Genomic DNA, 22,256 nt, shown 5'->3' with positions numbered 1-22,256 from the left:
CGGCGCCGACGCCCGCGTACACAGTGGACAGTCGTGGGCGCCTGGCCGCTTTGTCCGGTTCGATGGCACTGCTCGACGTGGCCGCGATTCTCTATCCACCCGCGCCGGGAGCCCCTAAAGTGTGGCCATCCGGAGTACCGAGGAGGCCAGCGTTGACCACCCCGTCCGTCGCCGAGCAGACCGAGGGCCAGACGATCCCGCGGTTGCTGCACCGCAACGCCGTCGAGTACCCGGACCTGCCGGCGATCACCTCGCTCGACGTCGAAGGGCAACCGACGCTGACCTGGCTGGAGTTCCGCACCGCGATCGCCGAGGTCTCCCGCGGGCTGGCCGGGCTCGGCCTCGCCGCGCGCGACCGCATGCTGATCATGGCGCCCGGCTGCCCGGACCACATCGTCGCCGACCTCGCCGCGGTGCACCTTTCGGCGATCCCCTGCACCGCCTACGCCACCCTCAGCCCGGAGCAGATCCGGTTCGTCGCGCGGCACAGCGCGGCGCCGGTCGTGGTGCTCGGCGGGGAGGACGAGCTGGCGCGCTGGCGGCCGGTGCTCGACGACCTCCCGGCGCTGCGGCACATCGTCGTGCTCGACGCGGCCGCGATCCCCGGCGGCGACGGCCGTTTCCGCTCCTTCGCCGACCTCCGCGCCCAGGGCCGGGAAGCGCTTGCCGCCGACCCGGACGCCTTCGAGCGCTCCTGGCCGGAGATCGAGCCCGACGACCCGCTGTCGATGATCTACACCTCCGGCACGACCGGTGACCCGAAGGGCGTCGTCCTCTCGCACCGCAACGCGATCCACCAGGCGTACGCGGTCACCGAGCTGCACCACCCGCCGATGCACGCGACGAACATCGCGTACCTGCCGCTGGCGCACATCGCCGAGCGGGAGCTGTCGATCTACCTGCCGATCGTGTGGGCGGGGCACGTGCACACCCTCGCCGACCCGTCCGGCGTCGTCGGCGCGCTCGGGAAGGTGCACCCGGAGAGCTTCTTCGGCGTCCCGCGCGTCTGGGAGAAGATGGTCGCCGGGCTCAAGAACATGCTCGCCGGCGTGCCGGAGGACCGGCGCACCGCGCTGCTGCAGGCGAACGAGCTCCTGCAGCAGGGCTACAAGCTGCGCAGCGCCGGGAAACCGGTGCCCGAAGAGCTGGCCGAGAAGATCCGGCAGACCGACGAAGCCGCGCTGGCGCCGGTGCGCGCGCTGCTGGGCCTGGACAAGGTGCTCGTCGCCTCCAGCGGCGCGGCCGCCCTGCCGGTGGAGATCATCTACTTCCTCGCCGGGCTCGGCATCGAGATCTGCGAGGTCTGGGGCCTGTCCGAGACGACGGGCGCGGCGACGTCCAACTCCGGCTCGGACTTCCGCGCGGGCTCCGTCGGCAAGCCGCTGGACGGCGTCGAGGTGAAGGTCGCCGAGGACGGCGAGCTGCTGGTGCGCGGCCCGATCGTGTTCCTCGGCTACCTGCAGGAGGACGGCACGATCGCCGACGCCACCGACGCCGACGGCTGGTACGCCACCGGCGACATCGGCACGATCGACGAAGACGGCTTCGTGACGATCACCGACCGCAAGAAGGAACTGATCATCACCTCGAGCGGCAAGAACATCGCGCCGACCCGCATCGAGGGCCTCCTCAAGGAGCACCCGCTGATCGGCCAGGCGGTGGCGATCGGCGACGACCGCCCGTACGTGACGGCGCTGATCGTCCTCGACGACGAGATCGCCCCCGGCTGGGCGGCGGCGAACGGCGTCGAGGCGTCACCGGACGAGCTGGCGTCGCACCCGGCGGTGCGGGCCGAGCTGGAACGCGCGGTGGAGTCGGCCAACAGCAGGCTCGCGCGGATCGAGCAGATCAAGCGCTACCACGTGCTCCCGAAGACGTGGACCCCCGAATCGGGCGAGCTGACCCCGACGCTCAAGCTCAAGCGCCGGGTCATCAACGACCGCTATTCGACCGACATCGAGGCCCTCTACGCGGCGGTCCGCGACCCCGAACCCGCCGCCGGCTCCTGACCCAAGCGCCCCAAGGCGGCCTTGGTTGCGTCAGACGCACCGAAGGCCGCCTTGGGTGCGTGTGACGCACCGAAGGCCACCTTGGGGCGCTTGGGTCAGGCGGTGCGGGGCGAGGTCGTCTCCGTCCACTTGCGCAGCCGCGGCGGGACGCGCTTCTCCAGGCCGTAGTTCTCCAGGTGGGCGGAGAAGACCTCGTCGAACGCCTTCTGCACCGTCTCGGTGTCCCACACCGGGCGCTCGAGGATCGGCTGCTTGAGGAACGGCTGGCCCATGATGTGCAGCTGCGGGCCGTTGCACCGGATCATCTGGCCGGTGATGCCGTGCGAGCCGTCGCCGAGCAGGAACAGCACGACCGGTGCGATCCGGGCCGGCGTGCGGTCCGGCGGGCAGGCGCGCAGGGAGCGTTCGGACTTCCACACCATCCGCGTGTGCGCGAGCGGGCAGACGGCGTTGACGCGGATCCCGACGTCTTCGAGGTCGAGGGCCCAGGAGTAGGTCAGGGACGCGACCGCGCCCTTGCTCGCCGCGTACACACCGAGCTTGCGTTGCCCGAGGGAGGCGCCGGAGGAGATGTTGACGATGGAGCCGCCGGTGCCCGCGTCGACCATCGCCTTGATCGCGGCCAGCCCGGTGTTCACCACGCCGAGGACGTTGACCGCGACGAGCTCCCGCGCCTGCTCGGCGTCGTCCTCCCAGGGCAGCGCCTCGTAGTTCAGCCCGGCGTTGTTGACCAGCCCGTCGATCCCGCCGAACTCCTTGACGCACAGGTCGACGATCTCCTGGGCCTCGCCCGCCTCGGCCACGCTGTGGCCGCTCGCGACCGCGCGGCCGCCGTGCGCCCGGATGTTCTCCGCCGTCCGCTCGGCCAGGTCGGCGTCGACGTCGTTGACCACCACCGCCCCGCCCGTCCGCGCGACGTGCACCGCGAACGCCTCCCCGAGGCCCCGGCCGGCCCCGGTGACCACGACCGCCTTGCCCTGCATCAACCCGTCCATCGCTCTCCCCGATCTGCAGCGCCGGCGGCGCGCGGTCCGCCCACCCCGGCCGGCTCATGTCCAGTCTTGGCCCATTCGGTCCAACCCGGCATCGGCGCGACGACGAGCGGCCGCCGCCCTGCGCCGAGCGAGTCCGGTTCGATCAGCCCGGACGTATCCGCGAGCCGGTCACGAGGGGGTGACCGGCTCGCATTCAGGGGACATCGGCCCGTAACCGGCGGCATACTGTGGGTGCTTCCCGGTGGTGAACGGTGACACCCCCCGCTGTGATCGTCACCGGAGAGGCACAATGCGGACGGTCCATGTTCACTCGATCGGGGGACGGTGGTTACGAGGTGACGACACGCGCGACACCCCGGCTCCGGGCCGTCCTGGCCAACCGGGAGTTCCGCGCGCTGTGGTTCGCCGAGACGCAGTCGATGCTCGGCGACCAGCTGACCATCGTCGCGCTGGCCATCCTGACCTTCGACCGGACCGGGTCGCCGCTGCTCTCGGCCGTCGTCTACGCACTCACGTTCCTGCCCGCGCTGGCCGGCGGGCTCGGGCTGGCCCAGCTGGCCGACCGGTTCCCCCGCCGCGCGGTGCTGGTCACCGGCTCCTTCGCCCAGGCCGTGCTGATCGGGCTGATGGCCCTGCCCGGGATGCCGATGGGCTGGCTGTTCGCGCTGTTCGTGCTAGCGCGGCTGGCGAACGCGCCGGGCAACGCGGCGCAGAACGCGCTCGGCCGCGAAGTCTTCGCCGACGATGACGTCTACCTGCAGAGCCAGGACCTGCGCGGGATCACGAACAACACCGCGATGCTGACCGGCCTGGCCGTGGGCGGCCTGCTGGTGACCACGATCGGGACGTCGTGGGCGCTGGCGATCGACGCGCTGACGTTCCTGGTCGCCGCCGTCGCCGTGCGGCTGCTGGTGCTGCGCCGGCCCGCCGCGGGCACCGGCGGGGCGCCGTGGTTCGGCGCCGTCCGGCAGGTTTTCGGCGACGAACGGCTGCGGGTGCTGCTCTACCTGTCCTGGCTCGTCGGCCTGGCGGTGATCCCGGAGGGCCTCGCGGCGCCGCTCGCCGCCCAGCTGGGCGCGGGCGAGCAGGCGGTCGGCTGGCTGCTGGCCGCCGACCCGCTGGGCTTCGTCCTCGGGACGTTCCTGCTGTCGCGGTTCGTCACGACCGAGCACCGCCGCAAGCTGCTCGGCGTGCTGGCCGCGCTCCCGCTGGCCGCGCTGGCGGCGTTCGCGCTGCGGCCGAACCTGGTGTTCGCGCTGCTCCTGCTCGCGCTGGCGGGCGCGACGGGCGCGTACGTCATCACGGTGTCGGCCACGTTCATCACCTGGGTGCCGAACGACATCCGGGGCAGCGCGGGAGGCCTGTACCGGACCGGGCTGCGGGTCGCGCAGGGGCTCGGCGTCGGCGTGGGCGGGCTGGCCGCGCAGGTGCTCGGGTCCGCGCACACGACCATCGCGCTCGCGGGCGCGGTGGGTCTGCTGCTGGCCGTGCCGGTGGCGTTCGCCTGGCGCCGGGTGGGCGGGGCGGAACCGCGACCGTGGCCGTCGTGAGCACCAGGAGCCACCTCCGAGGTACGGCCAAGATCATGAATGGCATTCGCGGACAGCACGAGCGACAATTCGAGGGTGGTTCAGAAGTCGCGGTTGCTCATGGGGCCACCTCCATGCGGGGAGAGTCTCGCAGGACCTTTTGCGCCGCGTTCCCGGCAGTTACGCCGGGCTCTTGGCCGATCCGTTGCTGTGGGATGGTACCCGGCTGCGGAATGCGTGAACACTCTGCCAGGTACCGATGAGATTACTCAAGAGCCGGACTAGGCTGGAAAGGAGGTGACCAATTGCATCCAGGACCGGACGGGGACGCGGCCACACCGGGCGAACCGGGCGGGCCGCAGCCGGCGCGGGCGGAAAGCGCTGCCGGACCGGACGTGACCACAGGTGCGCCCGCGACCACGACCGGTGGTCCCCGGGTCCACCACGCGTACTGGCCGGGGAACTGGGCGCTCTGGCGCCGCCGTCCGGCGCAGGTGGCGTTCATGCTGGCGGCCGAAGCCGTCGCGCTCGCCATTCTCGCCGTCTCGCTCGCGCGCTCGCCGATTCCGTCCGGAAACGACTGGATCAATTTCGCGATCCTGGCGGCGGGCGCCACCGTCCACATTCAACTGACCCAGCGCCAGGAAGAGCGGCGGCGCAACCGGACCAAAACGGTGCTGATCGACCTCACCGCCGTGTGGACGTTTTCCGCGGCGATGATACTGCCGGTACCGCTCACCCTTTCCGTCATCGCCGTGATCCGGCTGCAGCACTGGTTCATCGCGCGGCGGCCCGCCCACAACTTCATTTTCTCGTCCATCACCCACGGCCTCGCGGGCGCGCTCGCGCACCTCACGTACACGGCGCTCGGGCCGCACCTGCTGGGCCGGCCGGGCTGGGGCGACTTCCTCCACGAGTTCGGCACCATCGTCGTCACCGGGGCCATCTACGAAGCCATCCAGATCGCGTACGTGGGCGGGGTCCTGCTGCTGGGATCCCCCGCCGGGCGTACCCTCCGCAACGTCCTCGGCAGCCCGGCCGACAACATGCTGGAAGCGATCACCATCGGCCTCGGCGCGGTGACCGCGATCCTGCTCGCCGCCGTCCCGCCGATGGTGGCGGTGATGGCCGTGGTCACCGTGGTCTTCAATCGCCTGGCGGAACTCGACCAGCTCCAGAACGACGTCCGGACGGACCCGAAAACGGGCATTCTCAACATGCGTGGCTGGTCGGAGGCGGCGGAGCGGGCGCTTGAACGGACCGCTCGCTCGGGTGATCAGCTGGCGCTGCTGATGGTCGATCTCGACCACTTCAAGTGGATTAACGACACCTATGGACATCCGGCGGGCGACGACGTGCTGCGCACGGTTGCGCAAACGCTCGACGAAGTGACCAGACCGAGCGACTTGGTGGGCCGTTTCGGCGGCGAGGAATTCCTCATTCTGCTGCCGGACATCGGCGAAGAGGCGACCTGGGACGCCGCCGAGCGCATCCGGATCGCGGTCGCCAAGCTGCACATCGTGACGACGGACAAGCGCGGCGACCCGGCGACCATCGCCGACCGCACGACCTCGATCGGCGTCGCCCGCCACCCCCGCCACGGCGACAACCTCGAGCGCCTGCTGCAGTCGGCCGACGCGGCGGTCTACCTGGCGAAGGAGAACGGCCGCGACCAGGTCTGCTTCGCCCCGGACGCGGTCACGCCCCCAGCCGCACGGTGAGTTCGAGCTTGACGAGCACCTCGGCACAGGTCCCGGCGGCGGCGGGCTCGAGCCGCATCCGCTCACCCCGGTAGCCGGCGGACTCCAGCCGCAGCACCCGCGCCCCGGCCGCGGGCCGCGGGTGGCACCAGTGCCGCACGACCCCGGCGCCGGCGGGGGTCCTTGGCGAGGACGAGGTACTCGTGCCCGAGATCGTCGGCGACCCTCCCGAGGCCGTTCCACCAGAGGGCCCGGAGAGTGAGGCCGTCACCGTCGCGGAGGAGTTCGACGGGCGCATCGGCGTGGACGGCGACCTGGAAGCCGTGCTCGGTGACGCGGACGGAGAGGACGTGCAGGAAAGCGCTACCGCCGGGGTCGGTCCGGGGCGTGTCGAGCGGATCATCGCCATCGGGCCACCTCGGCACACCATCGCCACCACCTGCCCCGCGCTCACCGAGGCCGGGCGGCGAACCGGCCGAACCGCCTTCCGCCCGCGGCCGCCCAGCCCCACCATCCGCCCCGCCGCCGGGCGCGCCCGGCGGCGGCCCACCGTCGACACCATCGGCCCCAGGCGGCACACCACCCTGCCCGCTCTTGCCCCGGCTTAGCGCACCGGACGAGTCACCCACCCGAGGCGGCCTGCCGTCACCACCATCCGCCGCACGCGGCACACCGCCCCACCCGCTCTCGCCCCGGCTCGGCGTCCCGGCCGGGTCACCGCCACCCGGCCGCGGCGGCCCACTCCCACCACCAGCCACCCGAGGCCGCCCGCCGTCACCACCATCCGCCGCAGGCGGCCCACTCACCCCACCGCCGGCCGACCAGGGCAGCAGGACTTCGCGGCCGGTCGCCGTGGCTTCCGGGCGTGGGAGCAACGCCGCCACCGCCAGCTCCCCCGCCCGGCGGCCGTCCTCTTCCCGCGGGAACTCCGGCGCCCCGCGCAACTCGCCCGCCAGCAGCCGGTACCCGCGCGCCTCGGCCCACGCCAGCGCCGCCGTGTGCAGGCCCGGCGCGACGGCCGGCCGGTCCAGCAGCGGACGTGCCCGGTGGAGGCGGCTGTAGTGCGCCGCTCGGAGCAGGCGGGTGCCCTCCGGGCCGGTGGCGGCGAAGAACCCCGTCATCGCGCGGTCCAGCTCCCGCAGCTGCGCCGCCAGCACCGCCCGGGCGACCGGTCCGGGGTGGAACCGGGCCAGCTCCGCCGGCGTGCAGCCGCGCAACGCCGTGGCGATCGCACGCAGGTCCGGCGTGCGCGGCCGGCGCAGCCGGGCGCCGGGGGCGAGCCGGCGCAGTGCGCGCACGGTGTTCTCCACGGGCACGGCGAGCTCGGTCGAGCGCACGATGGCCTCCTGGTCGCCACGTCCCCCCGTCGACAGTCTCACCAGGACACCCACGGCCGCGTAACGGTAGAACGGGCAGCCATCCGGGCACTCCCGCCCAAGAACCGGCCACCCCGGCAGCACCCGCATCGGTGGGGTTATCCCCATGTCGGTCCCACAACGGGGCTGGCACCCTTGAACCCATGCCGGCACCGACCGTCCCGTCACGCACCCGCCGACCCTGGTCGACGTCCGGGTGGCTGCTGCTGGTCCTGCTGGTGGTCTTCGCCTTCGGGCTGATCGCCTCGCGCCCGCCGTCGCCGCCGGACCAGGGGCCGCCCACCGGTGATGTGCTCGCCGCGCAGAACGCCGTCGAGGCGCTCGTCCACCCCGGGCCGCACCCGGACGCGCTCGCCCGGCTGCCGAAGGACTTCACCGCGCTCAGCGGCGTCACCCCCGGCGCGCTGCCGGCCCGCGACGGCACCGTCCGCGCCGTGCACGTCGACGGCGGCTGTTCGACACCCTGGGGCGACGACAACACGAAGTGGGACTACGCCGTGCCGTGCAAGGCGCACGACCTCGGGTACGACCTGCTGCGCTACGCCGACCGCAAGGGCCACCCGCTCGGGCCGGAGGTCCGGGAGGCCCTCGACGACCGGCTGTCCTACGACATGCACCACACCTGCGACCTGAACCCGGTGAACTCGGCGCTGTCCTGCCGGGTCGTCGCGTCCCTCTACTCGGCGGGCCTGGTCGTCAACTCCTGGCACCAGCGGTGGGGCCCGCCGGTCGGCGACCCGATCGGCCCGATGGTCGCCGGCGTGCTGGTGATCGGCTGCCTGCTGGTCTTCCGGCTGCGCGGCTGGCTGCGGGCCCGGCGCGAGCCGCGGCCGGCGGCGGCGGCCGCCCTCCCCGCCGAGGTGAGCCGGTGGGCGCTGCTCGGGGCCGGCGGGGTCGTCCTCCTGCTGCTCGGCGAATCGGTGACGGCGCTGGCGCACTGGGCCGGGGCCCCCGAGCCCGCGCTGTGGCCGCTGACCTGGCTGGCCCAGCTCGCCCCGCTGATCTACTTCGCCGGCGGGCACGCCAACGCGGCCGGCTGGCGGGCCGAGCAGGAAGCGGGCGGCGGCTACCGCCACTACCTCGCCGAACGCGCGAGCCCGCTGCTGCGGCCCGCGTTGATCTTCGCGGTCGTCGCGCTGCTGACGCCGCTCGCGCTCGAACTGCTCGGCAGCCCGGCGGGGACGACGGCGACCGTGATGCGGATCGCGCTGCACCCGCTCTGGCTGCTGGGTGTCTACCTGCTGACCATCGTCTGCGCGCCCGCGCTCCTGGCGCTGCACCGCCGGGCGCCGGTGAGCGCGGCCGTGGGACTGCTCGCCCTGGTGGGCGCCGGCGAGCTGACCGCGAGCTGGTCCGGTTCGCCGTTGCCGCGGTACGCGGCGACGTTCGCCATCGCCCTGCTCGCCCAGCAGCTCGCCTTCGCGCACGCCGACGGCGTCCGCCCGGCACGCGGGTTGCTCGCCGCGGCCGCCCTCACCGGGGTCGCGGGGCTCGCCGGGATGAGCGTCCTGCGGGACGGGCCACCCGTCCTGCTCGGCAGCCCCGGCGCACCCGCCGCGTTCTCCGCCCCGCCGTGGGGCGTGCTGCTGCTCGGCCTGGTCCAGCTGGGCGTGCTCGGGCTGCTGGCCCGCCCGCTCGGCAGGCTCGGCGACCGGCCCGGCGTCGCGCGCGTCTGCCGGCTCGTCCTGCGCGCGCCGATGAGCCTCTACCTGGCCTTCCTCGCCGCGATGCTGCTGCTGGTCGCCGTCGTGTGCCTGCCCGGCCGGATCGCCGACGGGTTCAGCTGGCTGGTCCGCCCGCGGACGCTGGTCGCGGTCGGGCTGCTCGCCGTGCCCGCCACGCTCGTGTTCTGGTGGTTCGAACGGCACACCCACGGCGTCCGGCAGCCCCGCGCGGCCGACCACCCCGGCCGCCGGACGGCGGTGCTCACCCGGGCCGCGGCCGGGCTCGGCATCGGCTACGCGACGCTGGGGGTGTTCGGCTTCGCGCTGACCCGCTTCGGCGGGGTGGCCGCCGACGCCGACCTGCTGGGCCTGCGGCTGGACCCGATCCAGAGCCTGGTGCACCTGCTCCTCGGGGTCTTCCTGCTGCACACGATCCGGATCGGAGCCGGCGCGGCGACCGGCACGTGGCTGGCCACCGCACTGGCCTGCGCGCCTTCGCTGCTGTTCGCCGCCGACGGCAACACGCCCGGCTTCCTCGGCGTCACGCTCCACGCCGTCACGGCCGGATTCGCCCTGCTGGCCGCCGCGGGCACGCTGATCCCGGGCCGGTCACCGGCAAATGTGCCGTCCTGACCAGGCGAAACCGTCGAACCTGCGGGAAACTGAGTGGTGCAGGACACATTGGCAGGGGGATGTGGAACTCTCTGGCAACCCGGGGAAGGCACCATGCGTCCCATCCCCTAGCACCACCCGATCGCATGAGTGAGGAGTCACCCGCGTGGAGCACCCGCCTCGGAACGGGCAAGGCGGCCGCCGCCCCGCCCGGCCCTGGCAGGACGAGCCGGGCCGGGACGACGCACGCCGCGGCACCCCGGCGCGCCGGCCCGCGCCCCGCCGCGAACCGGTGGACGCACGCCGCTCGGCCACGTCGCCTTCGCGCCGCCCGCAGCCGCGCCCGGCCCCGCGGGCCCGCGCGAACTCCTTCCGCGGCGCGAAGGTCGCGCTGGCCGTCGTCTCGCTGCTGGTGGTGGGCCTGACCGGGTACGCGTGGGCGGCCATGCAGGGGCTGGTCAACGGGCTGAACTACACGAACGTGCTCAGCGACGGCGGCGGTGGCGACAAGCCGGCCGACGGCGCCCGCGACATCCTGCTGGTCGGCCTCGACAGCCGTACCGACGCCCAGGGCAACCCGCTGCCGCGCGAGGTGCTCGACGAACTGCGCGCCGGCGACGCCGACGGCGAGCTGAACACCGACTCGCTGATCTTCGTGCACATCCCGAACGACGGCAGCAAGGCCGTCGCGATGTCCCTCCCGCGTGACTCCTACGTCGACATCCCCGGCTACGGCAAGCACAAGATCAACTCCGCGTACGCGCGCGCCATGCTGCAGGCCCGCAAGGACCTGCAGAAGCAGGGCGTCACCGACCCGAAGGAGCTCGACGTCAAGGCCAACCAGGCCGGGGCGAAGAAGCTCATCGAGACCGTCGAGAAGCTGACCGGCTCGACCATCGACAACTACGCCGCGGTGAACCTGCTCGGCTTCAGCGAGATCACCAAGGCCATCGGCGGCGTCGACGTCTGCCTGAACAACACCGTCAAGGACGACTACTCGGGCGCGAACTTCACCAAGGGCCAGCACACGATCTCCGGTGTCGAGGCCCTCGAGTTCGTCCGCCAGCGCCACGGCCTGCCCAACGGCGACCTCGACCGGGTCGTCCGCCAGCAGGTGTTCATGGCGGGCATGGCCCGCAAGGTGCTCTCGGCCGGCACGCTGACCAACCCGGGCAAGCTCAACGACCTGATCGAGGCGATCAAGAAGTCGGTCGTGCTCAACCAGAACTGGGACATCTTCGGCTTCGCCCAGCAGATGAAGGGCCTGACCGGCGGCCAGCTCGAGTTCCGCACGATCCCGGTGAAGAACGTCGAGTACCGGACGCCCGAGGACGGCGTCGCCATCCAGGTCGACCCCGTCCAGGTGAAGCAGTTCGTGCAGGGGCTCGCCGGGCCGCAGCCGGGCGAGCCGGCCCCGCCCGCTCAGCAGGCCGACCCCGCCAACAAGGCGACCACGGTCGACGTCCGCAACGCCTCCGGCCGCACCGGCCTCGCGGCGAACGTCGCCAAGACCCTGGAGAACAAGGGCTTCACCTCCGGCGACACGGCCAACGCGACCGCGCGCAAGACCACGGTGATCTGGGTGCCGAAGGGCGGCAAGGACAAGGGCCAGGCCGTCGCCGACGCCCTGGGCGGCTCGCCGACGATCCAAGAGGACAAGAGCGTGCCGGCGGGCCACGTGACGGTGTTCCTCGGCGCCGACTACCAGGGCACGAACTCCGACGCGAACTCGGGCGCCGGGGCCGGCGCCGCGGGGACGACGTCGCAGGCAGCCGCGCCGCCACCGGCCGCAGCCGGCGATGACAAGCCGATCACGGCCGAGGGCGTTCCCTGCGTCAACTGAGTCGGCGGACGAGCCGCCGTTAACCCGTTCGGCCTAACTCGCGCAATCGGTATCAAAGACATGCCCGAAATCGCGTAAGGGCCGGGCTCCAGCGCACTTACATACACGTGAGGGTGCACCTGCACGGGAATCATCACGCCCGGGCGGTGCCGCGGGAGCGCACGGCAGGGGACATTGATGTGCTGATCGACGCTGAGGAGTACCAGCGGATACTCGGAGACGAGCTCCGCAAGCTCCGGCGCAGCCGAGGGTGGACGCGCAAGGAGCTGAACCAGCACTTGCAGAGCGAGATCTCGCTGCAGACGCTGGCCACCTACGAGCTGGGCACCAGACAGTGCTCCGTCGTGCGCCTGGTCGAGCTGTGCGTCGCGATGGACGAACTGCCCCAGGACCTGCTGGCCAAGGTGCACCGCCGGGTGTTCCTGGACGAGCCCGGCCGGGTCCGCGTCGACCTGCGCAAGGTCGTCGCGGACGCCCCGGCCGACCTGATGCCGCTGCGCCGCTGGGCGGAGGACCGCCTGCGGCAGAGCGGCGAGCACGGCGGCGGCGAGGTCGCGCTCGACCTGCCCGCGCTCGAGCGCATGGCCGAGCTCTGCCGCCTGCCGACCGTGGAGCTGATCGCGCGTCTGCGCCGCTACACCTCCCGCTGATCTCCGCGGCGGGTCCCTCCCCTCCGACGAGGGACCCGCCCCGGTCAGCCGACGAGGAAGTCCTCGCGCCGCACCTTCCGCGTGTCGAGCCAGTACCGCCAGGTGAAGCCGGGCCAGATCGTCCGGTTGACGCCCTTCGCGTCCAGGTACCAGCTCTTGCAGCCCCCGCGGGTCCAGATGCCCTTCGCGAGCTTGCGCTGGATCCGCGCGTTGAACCGCTCCTGCACCTCGGGTTTCGGCTCGATCCCCCGGCCGCGGGCCAGCCGCAGCGCCTCGGCGATGTAGGAGATCTGCGCCTCGATCATGAACACGACCGAGTTGTGCCCGAGGCCGGTGTTCGGGCCGAGCAGGAAGAACAGGTTCGGGAACCCGGCGACGGTGATGCCCAGGTGCGTCCGCATCCCCTCGGTCGCCCACTCCTTGCCGAGGTTGCGCCCGTCGCGGCCGACGATCTCGAGGTCGTCGAAGGCGTCGGTGACGTGGAAGCCGGTGCCGTAGATGATGACGTCCGCTTCGTGCTCGACACCGGCGGCGTCGACGACGCTGCGCTCGCGGACCTCCCGCACGCCCTCGGTCACGACGTCGACGTTGTCGCGCGCCAGCGCCGGGTAGTAGTCGTTGGAGATGAGCACGCGCTTGCAGCCCATCGTGTAGTCCGGGGTGACCTTCCGGCGCAGCTGCGGGTCCTCGATCGCGCGGTCGATGTGGCGCCGGGCGATCCGCTGGCCGAGCTTCATCACCCACGACTGGCCGTTGAAGCCGATCGCGCGCGCTTCGAGCAGCCAGTAGAGCAGGGTGCGGTAGGCGCGCTGGACCGGCGGGAGCGCCTTGAACAGCGTCCGCGTCCGGCCGGACATCTCGTGGTCGGCCTTCGGCATGATCCACGGCGGCGTCCGCTGGAACAGCGTCAGCTCCGCCACCTCGGGCGCGATCTTCGGCACGAACTGGACCGCGCTGGCACCGGTGCCGATGACGGCGACCTTCTTGCCCGCGAGGTCGACGTCGTGCCGCCACCGCGCGGAGTGGTAGGCCGGGCCCTCGAACCGCTCGATCCCCGGCAGCTCGGGGACCATCGGCAGGTGCAGGGCGCCGACGCCGGCGACCAGCGCGGTCCCGGTGAACTCGTCGCCGCCCCTCGTGGCGACGTGCCACCGGTTCTCCTCGGCGTCCCAGCGGGCACCGGTCATCTCCTGGCCGAACCGGATGAACCGGCGCAGGTCGTGCTTGTCGGCGACCTCGCGCAGGTAGCCCCAGATCTCCGGTTGCGGCGAGTAGGCCCGCGACCAGCCGGGGTTCTGCTCGAAGGAGAACGAGTACATGTGCGACGGGATGTCACAGGCGCAACCCGGGTAGCTGTTGTCCCGCCAGGTGCCGCCGACGTCGTGGGCCTTCTCGAGGATGACGAAGTCCTCGCGGCCCTCCTTGCGCAGCTGGACCGCCATGCCGAGACCGGAGAACCCGGTCCCGACGATGACGACCCCGGTCTCCGTGCGGTTGCCCATGACGCCTCCGAGTTTCTGTTACCCGTCGTCCATCTTACTGGGAGTAGGTTACCAGCGGTAGAGTGTGACCCGTGACCACCGCCAAGCGCAAGCGAATGCCACGGGCCGACCGGATGCGGCAAATGATCGAGGTCGCCGAGCAGGTCTTCTCGGCACGCGGTTACGCGGCGGCGTCCATGGACGAGATCGCCGAACTGGTCGGCGTCTCGAAGCCGATGCTCTACGAGTACTTCAAGTCGAAGGAGGGCCTGCTGCTGGCCTGCATCCGGGAGTCGCGGGCCGTGCTGCGCGAAGTCACCGAGCAGGCGACGGTCGGGGCGGCGGACGCCGAGGACGCGCTGCGACGCGGCCTGCTGGCCTTCTTCGTGTTCATCCGCGAGCGGCGCGAGGCATGGTCGCTGCTGCGGCACGAAATGGCGCTGATCGGCACGCCGGCCGCCGACGAGGTCGAGGAAACCCGCCGCCAGCAGACCGACCTCATCGCCGCGCTGATGAGCGGTTACTTCGACAGCGGGGACGACCTCCGGGCCGAAGCGGCGGCGGAATTCGTGGTCGGAGCGTGCGAACGGCTCGCGATCTGGTGCGAGCGGCACGAGGAAGTCAGCCCCGAAACGGCGACCGAATACGCCATGGACGTGCTGTGGACCGGCCTGCGGCAGCGTGCACGTTAGCGTGCGCGTGCACTGGGCCATGCACTGATTACCCAGCGCAATCGTGTCCTGTAACACAGAGTTGCTCTACTGGACTGCCGACAAGGTAGAAAGTGTGCTGGACCTTCGCGACCGGAGGAGGGGCGCGGGAACCACGTCACGATTGCACGGTGGCCGCGTCACGGTTGTGTAAGGATGCTGGAGAGGGAGAGGGGCGTGAGGCAGATGGTGGAAACGATCACGGCGACGTACGTCCAGGAAGACGCCGACTGGGCCATCACGGTCAGCGGCCGCGGCAAGGAGCTGACCGCCCGCGCGCCGGGCATCATCGCCGCGCGCGACCGGGCCGACCAGCTGGTCGAGGAGCTCGCCGGCGAGGCCAGGACCACGGTGGTGCACCTGCTCAACGGCAGTGCGCTGGACTTCACCAGCGCGTACATGACGGCCCGGCTGACGCTCCCGAAGCTCCCGCCGCTCGAGGTCCCGCCGCCCGGCAGCGTGCCGAAGCAGCAGACTCCGGCGTCCGCGGACAAGAAGCCGCAGCTGCCGCCGAGCAAGCAGCTCCCGAAGGCGGTCGAGGACCGCAAGAGCCCGGCGGCGCCGGCGCCCGCGGAGAGCAAGGCGCCGGCGAAACAGGCCTGAGCGCTACTTGAGCAGCTTGCGCACCAGCAGGACCAGCACGAGGACGCCCGCACCGATCAGCGGGAACTTGACCTTGGGGTTGTCCAGCTTGGCGCGCACGCCGTCCTTGGCCGCGTCGGCGAGCTTCTTCGGGTCGGCCTTGACGGTCAGCTGGTCGAGCGTCGCCGCCAGGGCCGTCCTGGCCTGCTCGATCTCACGCTCGATCGTCTCGGGATCGCGGGCCACGTGTCCTCCTCGCCGCAGGGACTTGCAGGCCCCAACTTAGTCGACCGCCCCGCCGCCGCCGCACGGGCCACGCCGCACGCTAGGCTGCGGACTACCGCGGGCCCGTAGCCCAATTGGCAGAGGCACACGGTTTAGGTCCGTGCCAGTGAGAGTTCGAGTCTCTCCGGGCCCACGCGAACGCGCTGACCGGCGCCGATCCCCTCGGTTCGGCGTCTGGTCGGCCCCACGCTCCTCACGAGCGGAACGTCCGCCGGTAGGTGTCGGGCGGCACCCCGACCGTCCGGTTGAAGTGCCGCCGCAGCGTCGTCGCCGTGCCCAAGCCGACCGCCTCCGCCACCGCGTCGATGCCCGCGTCCGTGTTCTCCAGCAGCTCCTGCGCCCGGCGGATGCGCTGGTTCAGCAGCCACCGCAACGGGGTCGTGCCCGTCGCCGCGCGGAAGTGACGGCTCAGGTGGCGGGTGCTCAGGTTCGCCCGGCGGGCCAGGTCCTCCACGGTCAGCGGGCGGTCGAGGCGCGCGGTGATCCACGGCAGCAGCGAGGCCAGCGGGTGGTCGTCGCGGGCCGGCACCGGGGCCGGGACGAACTGGGCCTGGCCGCCCGCCCGGTGCGGGGGCACCACCAGGCGGCGGGCGATCGCGTTGGCCGCCGCCGGGCCGTGGTCGGCGCGGACCAGGTGCAGGCACAGGTCCAGCGCCGCGGCCTTGCCCGCCGAGGTGAGAACCTGGCCGTTGTCGACGTAGAGGACGTCCGGGTCGACCGTCACCGCGGGGTAGCGGGCGGCGAGGACGTCCGTGTGCGCCCAGTGCGTCGTCGCGCGCAAGCCGTCCAGCAGGCCGGCCGCGGCCAGCACGAACGCACCCGTGCAGAGCGAGGCCACCCGGGCCCCGCGCGCGTGGGCCGCGCGCACCGCGCCGACCAGATCGGCAGGCGGAGCCGCGTCGACGTCGGCCCAGCCCGGCACGAGCACGGTGTCCGCGCGGGCCAGCCGGTCGAGGCCGTGGTCCGGCTCCAGCAGGAACCGGCCCACCCGCACCGGAGCCGGACCGCAGACCGCGAAGCCGTACCGCGGGTCGTCGCCGAACACCTCGGTGGCGATGGTGAGCTCGAACGACAGCATCCCGTCGGTGGCCGCGAGCGCGACAGCGTGCATGTCCGAAAGTGTACGCAGCACGTCGTTCCGGACACTGGTGACGGCAGGCAGCCGTCGTCAGGATGGCCGCATGACTCCGGTACTGGTTTACGGCGCTTACGGGCACACCGGCCGCTTCGTGGTCGACGAGCTGCGGGAACGCGGGTTCGAGGCGGTCCCTTCGGGACGGAATCCGGCGAAGCTGCCGGGCGGGCGCACCGCGTCGGTCGACGACCCGGCGTCCCTCGACCGCGCGCTCGAAGGCGTGGCCGCGGTGATCAACTGCGCGGGCCCGTTCGCCGAGACGGCTCTCCCGGTCGCCCGGGCGGCCATCCGCGCCGGCGTCCCGTACGTGGACGTCGCCGCCGAGATCGAGGCGAACCTCGACACCCTCGGGCTGACCGCCGACACCGCCGTGGTGCCCGCGATGGCGTTCTTCGGCGGCCTGGCCGACCTGCTGGCCACCGCGGCGATGGACGGCTGGACGGCGGCGGACGAGGTGCACGTCGCCTACGGGCTCAGCGGCTGGCACCCGACTCCCGGGACCCTCGCCGCGGGCCGGGTGTCCCGGGAACGCCGTGACGGCAAGCGCGTCCGCTACGCGGGCGGACGGCTGGAGTACCGCGACGACGCCCTGCCGAGGCGCGAGTGGGTCTTCCCGGAACCGCTCGGCCCGCGGCCCGTCTTCGGCGAGTTCTCGATGGCCGACATCGTCACGATCCCGCGGCACCTGCGGGTCCGCGACGTCACCAGCTACCTGACGGCCGACGCGGTGCAGGAGCTGGCGGCGGCCGGCGAGCGCGAGGCGGCCGAGGAGTTCGTGGTGGACGTCGTCGTGCGGGCCGGCGGTGAGGAACGCCGGATCGTGGCCCGCGGCAAGGACATCTACGCGGTCAGCGCGCCGCTCGCGGTGGAGGCGGTCGACCGCCTCCTGACCGGGCGGACGAAGGTGCAGGGCGTCGCGACGGCGGGTGAGGTGTTCGACGCGGCGGACTTCCTGCGGGCGCTGGCCCCGCGCATCGCGGTGGAGCGGCCCTGACGTCCGATCCGTTCAAGACCGCCGCCCGCGGGGGGTGCGACGCTGACGGCATGTCCGTGCACCTCTCCGCGGCGGCGTCCTTCATGGCGACGCACGCCCGCCTCCTCGACCGCCGCCGGTTCGAACTGCTCGTGGGCGCCGTGCACGCCGACGCCGTGCTGGCCGCCGTCGACGGCTACCGCAACCCCGACGGCGGCTACGGCTGGGGCCTCGAACCCGACCTGCGCGCCCCGGAAAGCCAGCCCGGCGGCGCGCTGCACGCCTTCGAGGTGTTCGAGGAGATCGCCCCCGACACGACACCGCACGCGGTGCGGCTCTGCGACTGGCTGGCCACGGCGTCCCGCCCGGACGGTGGCCTGCCGTTCGCCCGGCCCGTGGCGGACCCGGCCGGCTGCGCCCCCTTCTGGGTCCAGGCCGATCCGGCGGCGGCCAGCCTGCAGAGCACGGCGTTCGCCGCGGGCGTGGCCCTGCGCGTCGCCCGCCACGACCGGGCCGTCCGCGAGCACCCGTGGCTGGCCGCGGCGACGCAGTACTGCTTCCGGGCCATCCGTGAGCTTTCCGAGCCGCCGCACGCGATCGCGTTGTCCTTCGCGGTGCAGTTCGCGGACGCCGCGCACGAACTCCACGAGGAGGCGGCGGAGCTCTTGGCGCACCTCGCCGGCTTCGTCCCGGCCGACGGCCTGGCCCCGGTGGCCGGTGGGTCCGAAGGCGAGACCCTGCGTGCCCTGGACTTCGCGCCGCGGCCGGACCGCCCGGCACGCGCGTTGTTCGCCGCCGGCGTCATCGACGCCGAACTGCAGCGGCTCGCGGGCGAACAGCAGGACGACGGCGGCTGGCGGGTCGACTTCGCGAGCTTTTCGCCCGCCGCGGCGCTCGAATGGCGCGGCTGCGCGACCGTGCGGGCGGTGTCGGTGCTGCAGCGTCACGGACTGGTTTGAACTGCTACACGATCGACAGCGCGGTTCACCCGGCCGTGGTGAGTCGGAAGTGGACGGCCGCCCGCGTCTTCCGGTGTGCGTGACCGAACGCGTACTGTGACGGCGACGGATCGGGTACCGGAGGTGAGGCGTGTCGTCGCGCAACCCGTTGCACTGGTTCGCCCGCTGGGCGGACTGGTTCGAAGAGCGCGGCGTGTACGTGCCCGGCGAAGAGAGCCGCGCGGTGGACCCGGTCCGCGATTTCGGCTGGCTGATGGCGGCCTGGGTGGCCGGCGTCGCGATCTTCATCCTGTTGTTCGCGCTCGCGGTTTAAGTGGCATGTGGCCAGAGATTGTCACCAGCCGTGCCGTTCCGGTCACGGATTGGCCACGGGGCGGCACCAGGTGCGCGACAACCCCCGGTTGCGCCTCGTAACCACGCGCGATCACGGCCACAGTGGAGCGGGTTCGCCCGGCAATCCCCCGTTGCCGACGGCACCCGACCCGCCGACTGGAGTACCCGCAATGGCGCTCGCGCGCACCGGCAAGATCATGTTCACCGCAGGACTGCTCGGCCTGGCGGTGGCGTGCGGGGTCCCTTCGGCCCGTGAGGGCACCGCGGCCCTCGGCGCGGCGGGCTCACCCGCCGTGGCCGGTGCCTCCGCCTCGCCGGCGGGCAACGACCTGAAGTTCGGCGCCGACCACCGGTTCGCCAGCGGCCTCACCATCTCCGTCGGCTCCCCGCAGTCGTTCCGGCCCAGCCCGTCGGCGTACCCGCAGAGCCCCCGTGGCGCGGCCTTCGACGTCCAGCTGACCAACGACGGCTCGACGACGTACAAGCTCTCGGGCCTCAACGTCACCGCCACCACGAGCGGCACCCCGGTCAAGCAGGTCGTGGACACCACCCAGGGCTTCACCGGCATCACCGACGCGGGCAAGGACGTCCTGCCGGGCCGCTCGGTGCACCTCACGCTGGCGTTCGCGGTCCCGCGCGAACAGACGCAGCTGCGGCTGCAGATCCGCCCGAGCGCGACCGAAGCCGTCGCGGTCACCTACTGCGGCCCGGCGTGACGTTAGGCTCGGCGCATGACCGAGCGCCTTTCCCCCGGTGACGAAGCCCCGGACTTCACCCTGCCCGACAGCGAGGGCAAGCAGGTTTCGCTGCACGACTTCCGCGGCCGGTCCGTCGTCGTGTACTTCTACCCGGCGGCGAGCACGCCGGGCTGCACCAAGCAGGCGTGCGACTTCCGCGACAACCTCGCCGAGCTGAACGACGCCGGCTACCAGGTCATCGGCATCTCGCCGGACACGCAGGCGAAGCTGGCGAAGTTCGCGTCGAACGAAGGCCTGACGTTCCCGCTGCTCGGCGACCCGGAGAAGACGGTCATCGAAGCGTGGGGCGCGTACGGCGAGAAGAAGAACTACGGGAAGACGTACCTGGGCGTGATCCGCTCGACGTTCGTCGTCGACGCCGACGGCAAGATCGCGAACGCCTGGTACAACGTGCGGGCCACCGGGCACGTGGCGAAGCTGATCCGGGACCTCGGCCTGGCTTCCTGAACCACGCCGCCGAACCGGCGCTGCCGGGGCTAACCCAGCTCCCGCAGCGCCGGCACCAGCAGCCGCAAAGCCAGCCCCCGGTGGGAAACCGCGTCCTTCTCCGCGGGCTCCAGTTCCGCCGACGTCCGCGACTCGCCGTCCGGCCGGAAGATCGGGTCGTACCCGAATCCGTTGCTGCCACGGCGTTCCCGCACCAGCGTCCCGCGCCACTCGCCGCGGACCACCGTCTCCTCGCCCGACGGCAGCACCAACGCCGCCGCGCACACGAACTGCGCTCCGCGGCGCTCGTCCGGCACGTCACGCAGCTGGCCCAGCACCAGGTCCAGGTTCGCCTCGTCGTCGCCGTGGCGGCCGGACCACCGCGCCGACAGCACACCCGGCATTCCGTTCAACGCGTCGACCGCGATACCCGAGTCGTCCGCGATGGCAGGCAAACCCGTTGCGGCGACGGCGTCACGCGCCTTCGCCACCGCGTTGCCCTCGAAGTCCGGTGCCGTCTCGGGGGCCTCGGCGAACGACGGCACGTCCGCCAGTCCGATGACCTCGATCCCGGACAGGCCTTCCGCCTCGACGATCCGCCGGAGCTCGCCCAGCTTCTTCTCGTTGCGTGTCGCCAGAAGCAGCTTCGTCACTTCGAGCCCTTCTTCTTGTCCGGACGCGGCTCCGGCAGCTCACCCGGGTACGGCAGCGCCAGCGCCTCGTTCTGCAGGCGGGTCAGCTCCGCGCAGCCCGCCAGCGCCACGTCCAGCATCCTGTCCAAAGTGGACCGGGCGAAGGTCGCGCCCTCGCCGGTGCCCTGGACCTCGATCAGGGTGCCCGCGTCGGTCGCCACCACGTTCATGTCGACCTCGGCGCGCGAGTCCTCTTCGTACGGCAGGTCGAGGCGCACGCGGCCGTCGACGACGCCGACGCTCACCGCCGCCACCGACGACGACAGCGGCTGCGGGTCGTTGAGCCGGTTCGCCGCGCCCAGCCACGTGATCGCGTCCGCCAGTGCCACGTAACCGCCGGTCACCGCGGCCGTGCGGGTGCCGCCGTCGGCCTGGATGACGTCGCAGTCGATGACGATCGTGTTCTCGCCCAGCGCCGCCAGGTCGATGCAGGCCCGCAGCGACCGGCCGATCAGCCGCGAGATCTCGTGCGTGCGCCCGCCGATGCGGCCCTTCACCGACTCGCGGTCACCGCGCGTGTTGGTCGCCGACGGCAGCATCGCGTACTCGGCCGTCACCCAGCCGAGGCCCGAGCCGGCCCGCCAGCGCGGCACCCCTTCGGTGACGCTCGCCGCGCACAGCACCCGCGTGTTGCCGAATTCGATCAGCACCGACCCCGCCGGCCACTGCTGGAACCCCCGGGTGATCTTGATGTCGCGGAGCTGGTCGTCGTTCCTGCCATCTTTACGAGCCACAGGTGCACTCTATGACCGCCCGCTCAGACGTCGTAGACGGCACCCTGCTTGACGACCTCGGCGCCGGGGAACCCGGCCGAGGCCTCGGCCAGCACCGCCCCGGCGTCGGTCCACGGCGCGATGTGCGTCAGCAGCAGCCGCCCGACACCGGCTTCGCGCGCCAGCTCGCCGGCCTGCTTGCCCGACAGGTGCACACCGGCCGGCCGCTCCGCCGAGTCCGTCCAGGACGCTTCGGCGAGCAGGAGGTCGACGCCGTCGGCGAGCTCGTTCAGCGCCGCGCACGGCCCGGTGTCGCCGGTGAACGCGAGGATCCGGCCGCCGTAGGAGATGCGCAGGCCGTACGCCGGGGTCGGGTGGTCGACCTCGACCGCGACCACCTCGAACGGCCCGATGCGGAACGGCTCCGGCCGCAGCGGCCGGAAGTCGTAGACGTCGGAGAGGTCCGTGACGGCCCGCTCGGTCTCGTTGGGCGCGTACGCGTTGGCCAGCCGGACCGGCGCGTCCGGCGGGGCGTACAGCGGCAGCAGCCGCGGGCGCGCCGGGTACGGCGGCGCCGGGTGGTAGCGCCGCAGGACGGTCAGCGCGCTGACGTCGGCGCAGTGGTCGGGGTGCAGGTGCGTGAGCACGAGCGCGTCCAGGTCGAACGGGTCGGCCACGGCCTGCAGCTGCGCGAGCGTGCCGTTGCCGAGTTCGAGGCCGAGCAGGAAGCCCTCGGCCTCCACCAGGTAACCGGACGCGGCGGCGTTCGGCCCGGGGATGCTGCCGGAGCACCCGAGGATGGTCAGTCGCACGACGACACCCTAAGCGTCC

The 22,256-nt window shown here is 72.5% G+C and carries 21 protein-coding genes and 1 tRNA gene; 14 read left to right on the top strand and 8 right to left on the bottom strand.

Annotated elements, in window-relative coordinates; translation table 11 throughout:
* Positions 1-152 precede the first annotated feature (152 nt).
* A complete protein-coding gene (locus ACLJPY_RS11185) occupies positions 153-2,009 on the top strand; it encodes an AMP-dependent synthetase/ligase (protein WP_410587941.1) in 1,857 nt (618 codons plus the stop codon).
* A 95-nt stretch (positions 2,010-2,104) separates the two neighbouring features.
* On the opposite strand, the gene ACLJPY_RS11180 is transcribed toward ACLJPY_RS11185, so the two are convergent.
* Positions 2,105-3,004 (bottom strand): SDR family NAD(P)-dependent oxidoreductase, encoded by a 900-nt coding sequence (locus ACLJPY_RS11180; RefSeq protein ID WP_410587940.1) that lies wholly within the window; start codon positions 3,002-3,004, stop codon positions 2,105-2,107.
* A gap of 302 nt (positions 3,005-3,306) precedes the next feature.
* On the opposite strand from ACLJPY_RS11180, the gene ACLJPY_RS11175 reads away from it, so the two are divergent.
* Both ACLJPY_RS11175 and ACLJPY_RS11170 read left to right on the top strand, forming a co-directional pair.
* Positions 3,307-4,554, top strand: a complete 1,248-nt coding sequence (locus ACLJPY_RS11175; protein ID WP_410587939.1) for an MFS transporter — start codon at positions 3,307-3,309, stop codon at positions 4,552-4,554.
* A gap of 284 nt (positions 4,555-4,838) precedes the next feature.
* Positions 4,839-6,254, top strand: a complete 1,416-nt coding sequence (locus ACLJPY_RS11170) for a diguanylate cyclase (RefSeq protein ID WP_410587938.1) — start codon at positions 4,839-4,841, stop codon at positions 6,252-6,254.
* 62 nt (positions 6,255-6,316) lie between these two features.
* On the opposite strand, the gene ACLJPY_RS11165 is transcribed toward ACLJPY_RS11170, so the two are convergent.
* Positions 6,317-7,570: a hypothetical protein gene (locus tag ACLJPY_RS11165; protein ID WP_410587937.1), complete on the bottom strand. Its 1,254-nt coding sequence runs from the start codon at positions 7,568-7,570 to the stop codon at positions 6,317-6,319.
* Positions 7,571-7,752: 182 nt separating this feature from the next.
* Between ACLJPY_RS11165 and ACLJPY_RS11160 the strand changes: the two genes are divergently transcribed.
* The 3 genes from ACLJPY_RS11160 (at position 7,753) to ACLJPY_RS11150 (ending at position 12,378) form a co-directional block, all read left to right on the top strand.
* Complete coding sequence (locus tag ACLJPY_RS11160; RefSeq protein ID WP_410587936.1) at positions 7,753-9,906, top strand: phospholipase; 2,154 nt, start codon at positions 7,753-7,755, stop codon at positions 9,904-9,906.
* A 145-nt stretch (positions 9,907-10,051) separates the two neighbouring features.
* Positions 10,052-11,728 carry an LCP family protein gene (locus ACLJPY_RS11155; RefSeq protein ID WP_410587935.1) on the top strand — a complete coding sequence of 559 codons (1,677 nt, stop codon included), beginning with the start codon at positions 10,052-10,054 and terminating at the stop codon, positions 11,726-11,728.
* A gap of 179 nt (positions 11,729-11,907) precedes the next feature.
* Positions 11,908-12,378 (top strand): helix-turn-helix domain-containing protein, encoded by a 471-nt coding sequence (locus tag ACLJPY_RS11150; protein WP_410587934.1) that lies wholly within the window; start codon positions 11,908-11,910, stop codon positions 12,376-12,378.
* 44 nt (positions 12,379-12,422) lie between these two features.
* Here the strand turns inward: ACLJPY_RS11150 and ACLJPY_RS11145 are convergent, their stop codons facing one another.
* Positions 12,423-13,880, bottom strand: coding sequence for a flavin-containing monooxygenase (locus tag ACLJPY_RS11145; protein ID WP_410587933.1), 1,458 nt, complete (start codon positions 13,878-13,880; stop codon positions 12,423-12,425).
* A gap of 113 nt (positions 13,881-13,993) precedes the next feature.
* Between ACLJPY_RS11145 and ACLJPY_RS11140 the strand changes: the two genes are divergently transcribed.
* Together ACLJPY_RS11140 and ACLJPY_RS11135 are read left to right on the top strand one after the other, a co-directional pair.
* Positions 13,994-14,551, top strand: a complete 558-nt coding sequence (locus ACLJPY_RS11140; RefSeq protein ID WP_410588286.1) for a TetR/AcrR family transcriptional regulator — start codon at positions 13,994-13,996, stop codon at positions 14,549-14,551.
* A gap of 204 nt (positions 14,552-14,755) precedes the next feature.
* Entirely contained in the window at positions 14,756-15,172 is a 417-nt protein-coding gene (locus ACLJPY_RS11135) for a hypothetical protein (protein ID WP_410588285.1), read from the top strand.
* Between the two features lie 3 nt (positions 15,173-15,175).
* On the opposite strand, the gene ACLJPY_RS11130 is transcribed toward ACLJPY_RS11135, so the two are convergent.
* Positions 15,176-15,397: a DUF3618 domain-containing protein gene (locus tag ACLJPY_RS11130; protein ID WP_004559246.1), complete on the bottom strand. Its 222-nt coding sequence runs from the start codon at positions 15,395-15,397 to the stop codon at positions 15,176-15,178.
* Between the two features lie 98 nt (positions 15,398-15,495).
* Between ACLJPY_RS11130 and ACLJPY_RS11125 the strand changes: the two genes are divergently transcribed.
* Positions 15,496-15,569 (top strand) — tRNA-Leu (locus ACLJPY_RS11125).
* 60 nt (positions 15,570-15,629) lie between these two features.
* On the opposite strand, the gene ACLJPY_RS11120 is transcribed toward ACLJPY_RS11125, so the two are convergent.
* The gene (locus tag ACLJPY_RS11120) at positions 15,630-16,547 is read right to left on the bottom strand and encodes a helix-turn-helix domain-containing protein (protein ID WP_410587932.1); all 918 of its coding nucleotides are present in this window, start codon (positions 16,545-16,547) and stop codon (positions 15,630-15,632) included.
* Positions 16,548-16,617: 70 nt separating this feature from the next.
* On the opposite strand from ACLJPY_RS11120, the gene ACLJPY_RS11115 reads away from it, so the two are divergent.
* From ACLJPY_RS11115 to bcp, 5 genes are all read left to right on the top strand, one after another.
* Complete coding sequence (locus tag ACLJPY_RS11115) at positions 16,618-17,565, top strand: saccharopine dehydrogenase NADP-binding domain-containing protein (protein ID WP_410587931.1); 948 nt, start codon at positions 16,618-16,620, stop codon at positions 17,563-17,565.
* Positions 17,566-17,615: 50 nt separating this feature from the next.
* The gene (locus tag ACLJPY_RS11110; RefSeq protein ID WP_410587930.1) at positions 17,616-18,503 is read left to right on the top strand and encodes a hypothetical protein; all 888 of its coding nucleotides are present in this window, start codon (positions 17,616-17,618) and stop codon (positions 18,501-18,503) included.
* 130 nt (positions 18,504-18,633) lie between these two features.
* Positions 18,634-18,816: a hypothetical protein gene (locus ACLJPY_RS11105; RefSeq protein ID WP_364278317.1), complete on the top strand. Its 183-nt coding sequence runs from the start codon at positions 18,634-18,636 to the stop codon at positions 18,814-18,816.
* A 190-nt stretch (positions 18,817-19,006) separates the two neighbouring features.
* Entirely contained in the window at positions 19,007-19,552 is a 546-nt protein-coding gene (locus ACLJPY_RS11100; RefSeq protein ID WP_410587929.1) for a hypothetical protein, read from the top strand.
* Positions 19,553-19,567: 15 nt separating this feature from the next.
* Positions 19,568-20,041, top strand: coding sequence for a thioredoxin-dependent thiol peroxidase (gene bcp, locus ACLJPY_RS11095; RefSeq protein ID WP_410587928.1), 474 nt, complete (start codon positions 19,568-19,570; stop codon positions 20,039-20,041).
* 29 nt (positions 20,042-20,070) lie between these two features.
* Here the strand turns inward: bcp and rdgB are convergent, their stop codons facing one another.
* Genes rdgB through ACLJPY_RS11080 form a run of 3 tightly spaced genes read right to left on the bottom strand, consistent with a single transcriptional unit; the run spans position 20,071 to position 22,237 of the window.
* Entirely contained in the window at positions 20,071-20,673 is a 603-nt protein-coding gene (gene rdgB, locus ACLJPY_RS11090; protein WP_410587927.1) for an RdgB/HAM1 family non-canonical purine NTP pyrophosphatase, read from the bottom strand.
* Positions 20,670-21,446, bottom strand: a complete 777-nt coding sequence (gene rph / locus ACLJPY_RS11085) for a ribonuclease PH (protein ID WP_410567968.1) — start codon at positions 21,444-21,446, stop codon at positions 20,670-20,672. Before rph ends, rdgB begins: the two co-directional genes overlap by 4 nt.
* A 23-nt stretch (positions 21,447-21,469) precedes the next feature.
* A complete protein-coding gene (locus ACLJPY_RS11080) occupies positions 21,470-22,237 on the bottom strand; it encodes an MBL fold metallo-hydrolase (RefSeq protein ID WP_410587926.1) in 768 nt (255 codons plus the stop codon).
* Positions 22,238-22,256 lie beyond the last annotated feature (19 nt).

Origin of the sequence: Amycolatopsis sp. lyj-23 (genome assembly GCF_046549135.1) — a bacterium.
In the GTDB taxonomy this organism is placed as follows: Bacteria; Actinomycetota; Actinomycetes; order Mycobacteriales; family Pseudonocardiaceae; genus Amycolatopsis.
The sequence above is the reverse complement of the archived record's forward strand: the minus strand, read 5'-3'. Positions and strand labels throughout refer to the sequence as shown.

Coding starts and splice junctions, on each gene's coding strand:
- ACLJPY_RS11180 (WP_410587940.1), bottom strand. CDS start 3,004: ATGGACGGGTTGATGCAGGGCAAGGCGGTCGTGGTCACCGGGGCCGGC.
- ACLJPY_RS11175 (WP_410587939.1), top strand. CDS start 3,307: ATGTTCACTCGATCGGGGGACGGTGGTTACGAGGTGACGACACGCGCG.
- ACLJPY_RS11160 (WP_410587936.1), top strand. CDS start 7,753: ATGCCGGCACCGACCGTCCCGTCACGCACCCGCCGACCCTGGTCGACG.
- ACLJPY_RS11145 (WP_410587933.1), bottom strand. CDS start 13,880: ATGGGCAACCGCACGGAGACCGGGGTCGTCATCGTCGGGACCGGGTTC.
- ACLJPY_RS11140 (WP_410588286.1), top strand. CDS start 13,994: ATGCGGCAAATGATCGAGGTCGCCGAGCAGGTCTTCTCGGCACGCGGT.
- ACLJPY_RS11135 (WP_410588285.1), top strand. CDS start 14,756: ATGGTGGAAACGATCACGGCGACGTACGTCCAGGAAGACGCCGACTGG.
- ACLJPY_RS11120 (WP_410587932.1), bottom strand. CDS start 16,547: ATGCACGCTGTCGCGCTCGCGGCCACCGACGGGATGCTGTCGTTCGAG.
- ACLJPY_RS11115 (WP_410587931.1), top strand. CDS start 16,618: ATGACTCCGGTACTGGTTTACGGCGCTTACGGGCACACCGGCCGCTTC.
- ACLJPY_RS11110 (WP_410587930.1), top strand. CDS start 17,616: ATGTCCGTGCACCTCTCCGCGGCGGCGTCCTTCATGGCGACGCACGCC.
- ACLJPY_RS11100 (WP_410587929.1), top strand. CDS start 19,007: ATGGCGCTCGCGCGCACCGGCAAGATCATGTTCACCGCAGGACTGCTC.
- bcp (WP_410587928.1), top strand. CDS start 19,568: ATGACCGAGCGCCTTTCCCCCGGTGACGAAGCCCCGGACTTCACCCTG.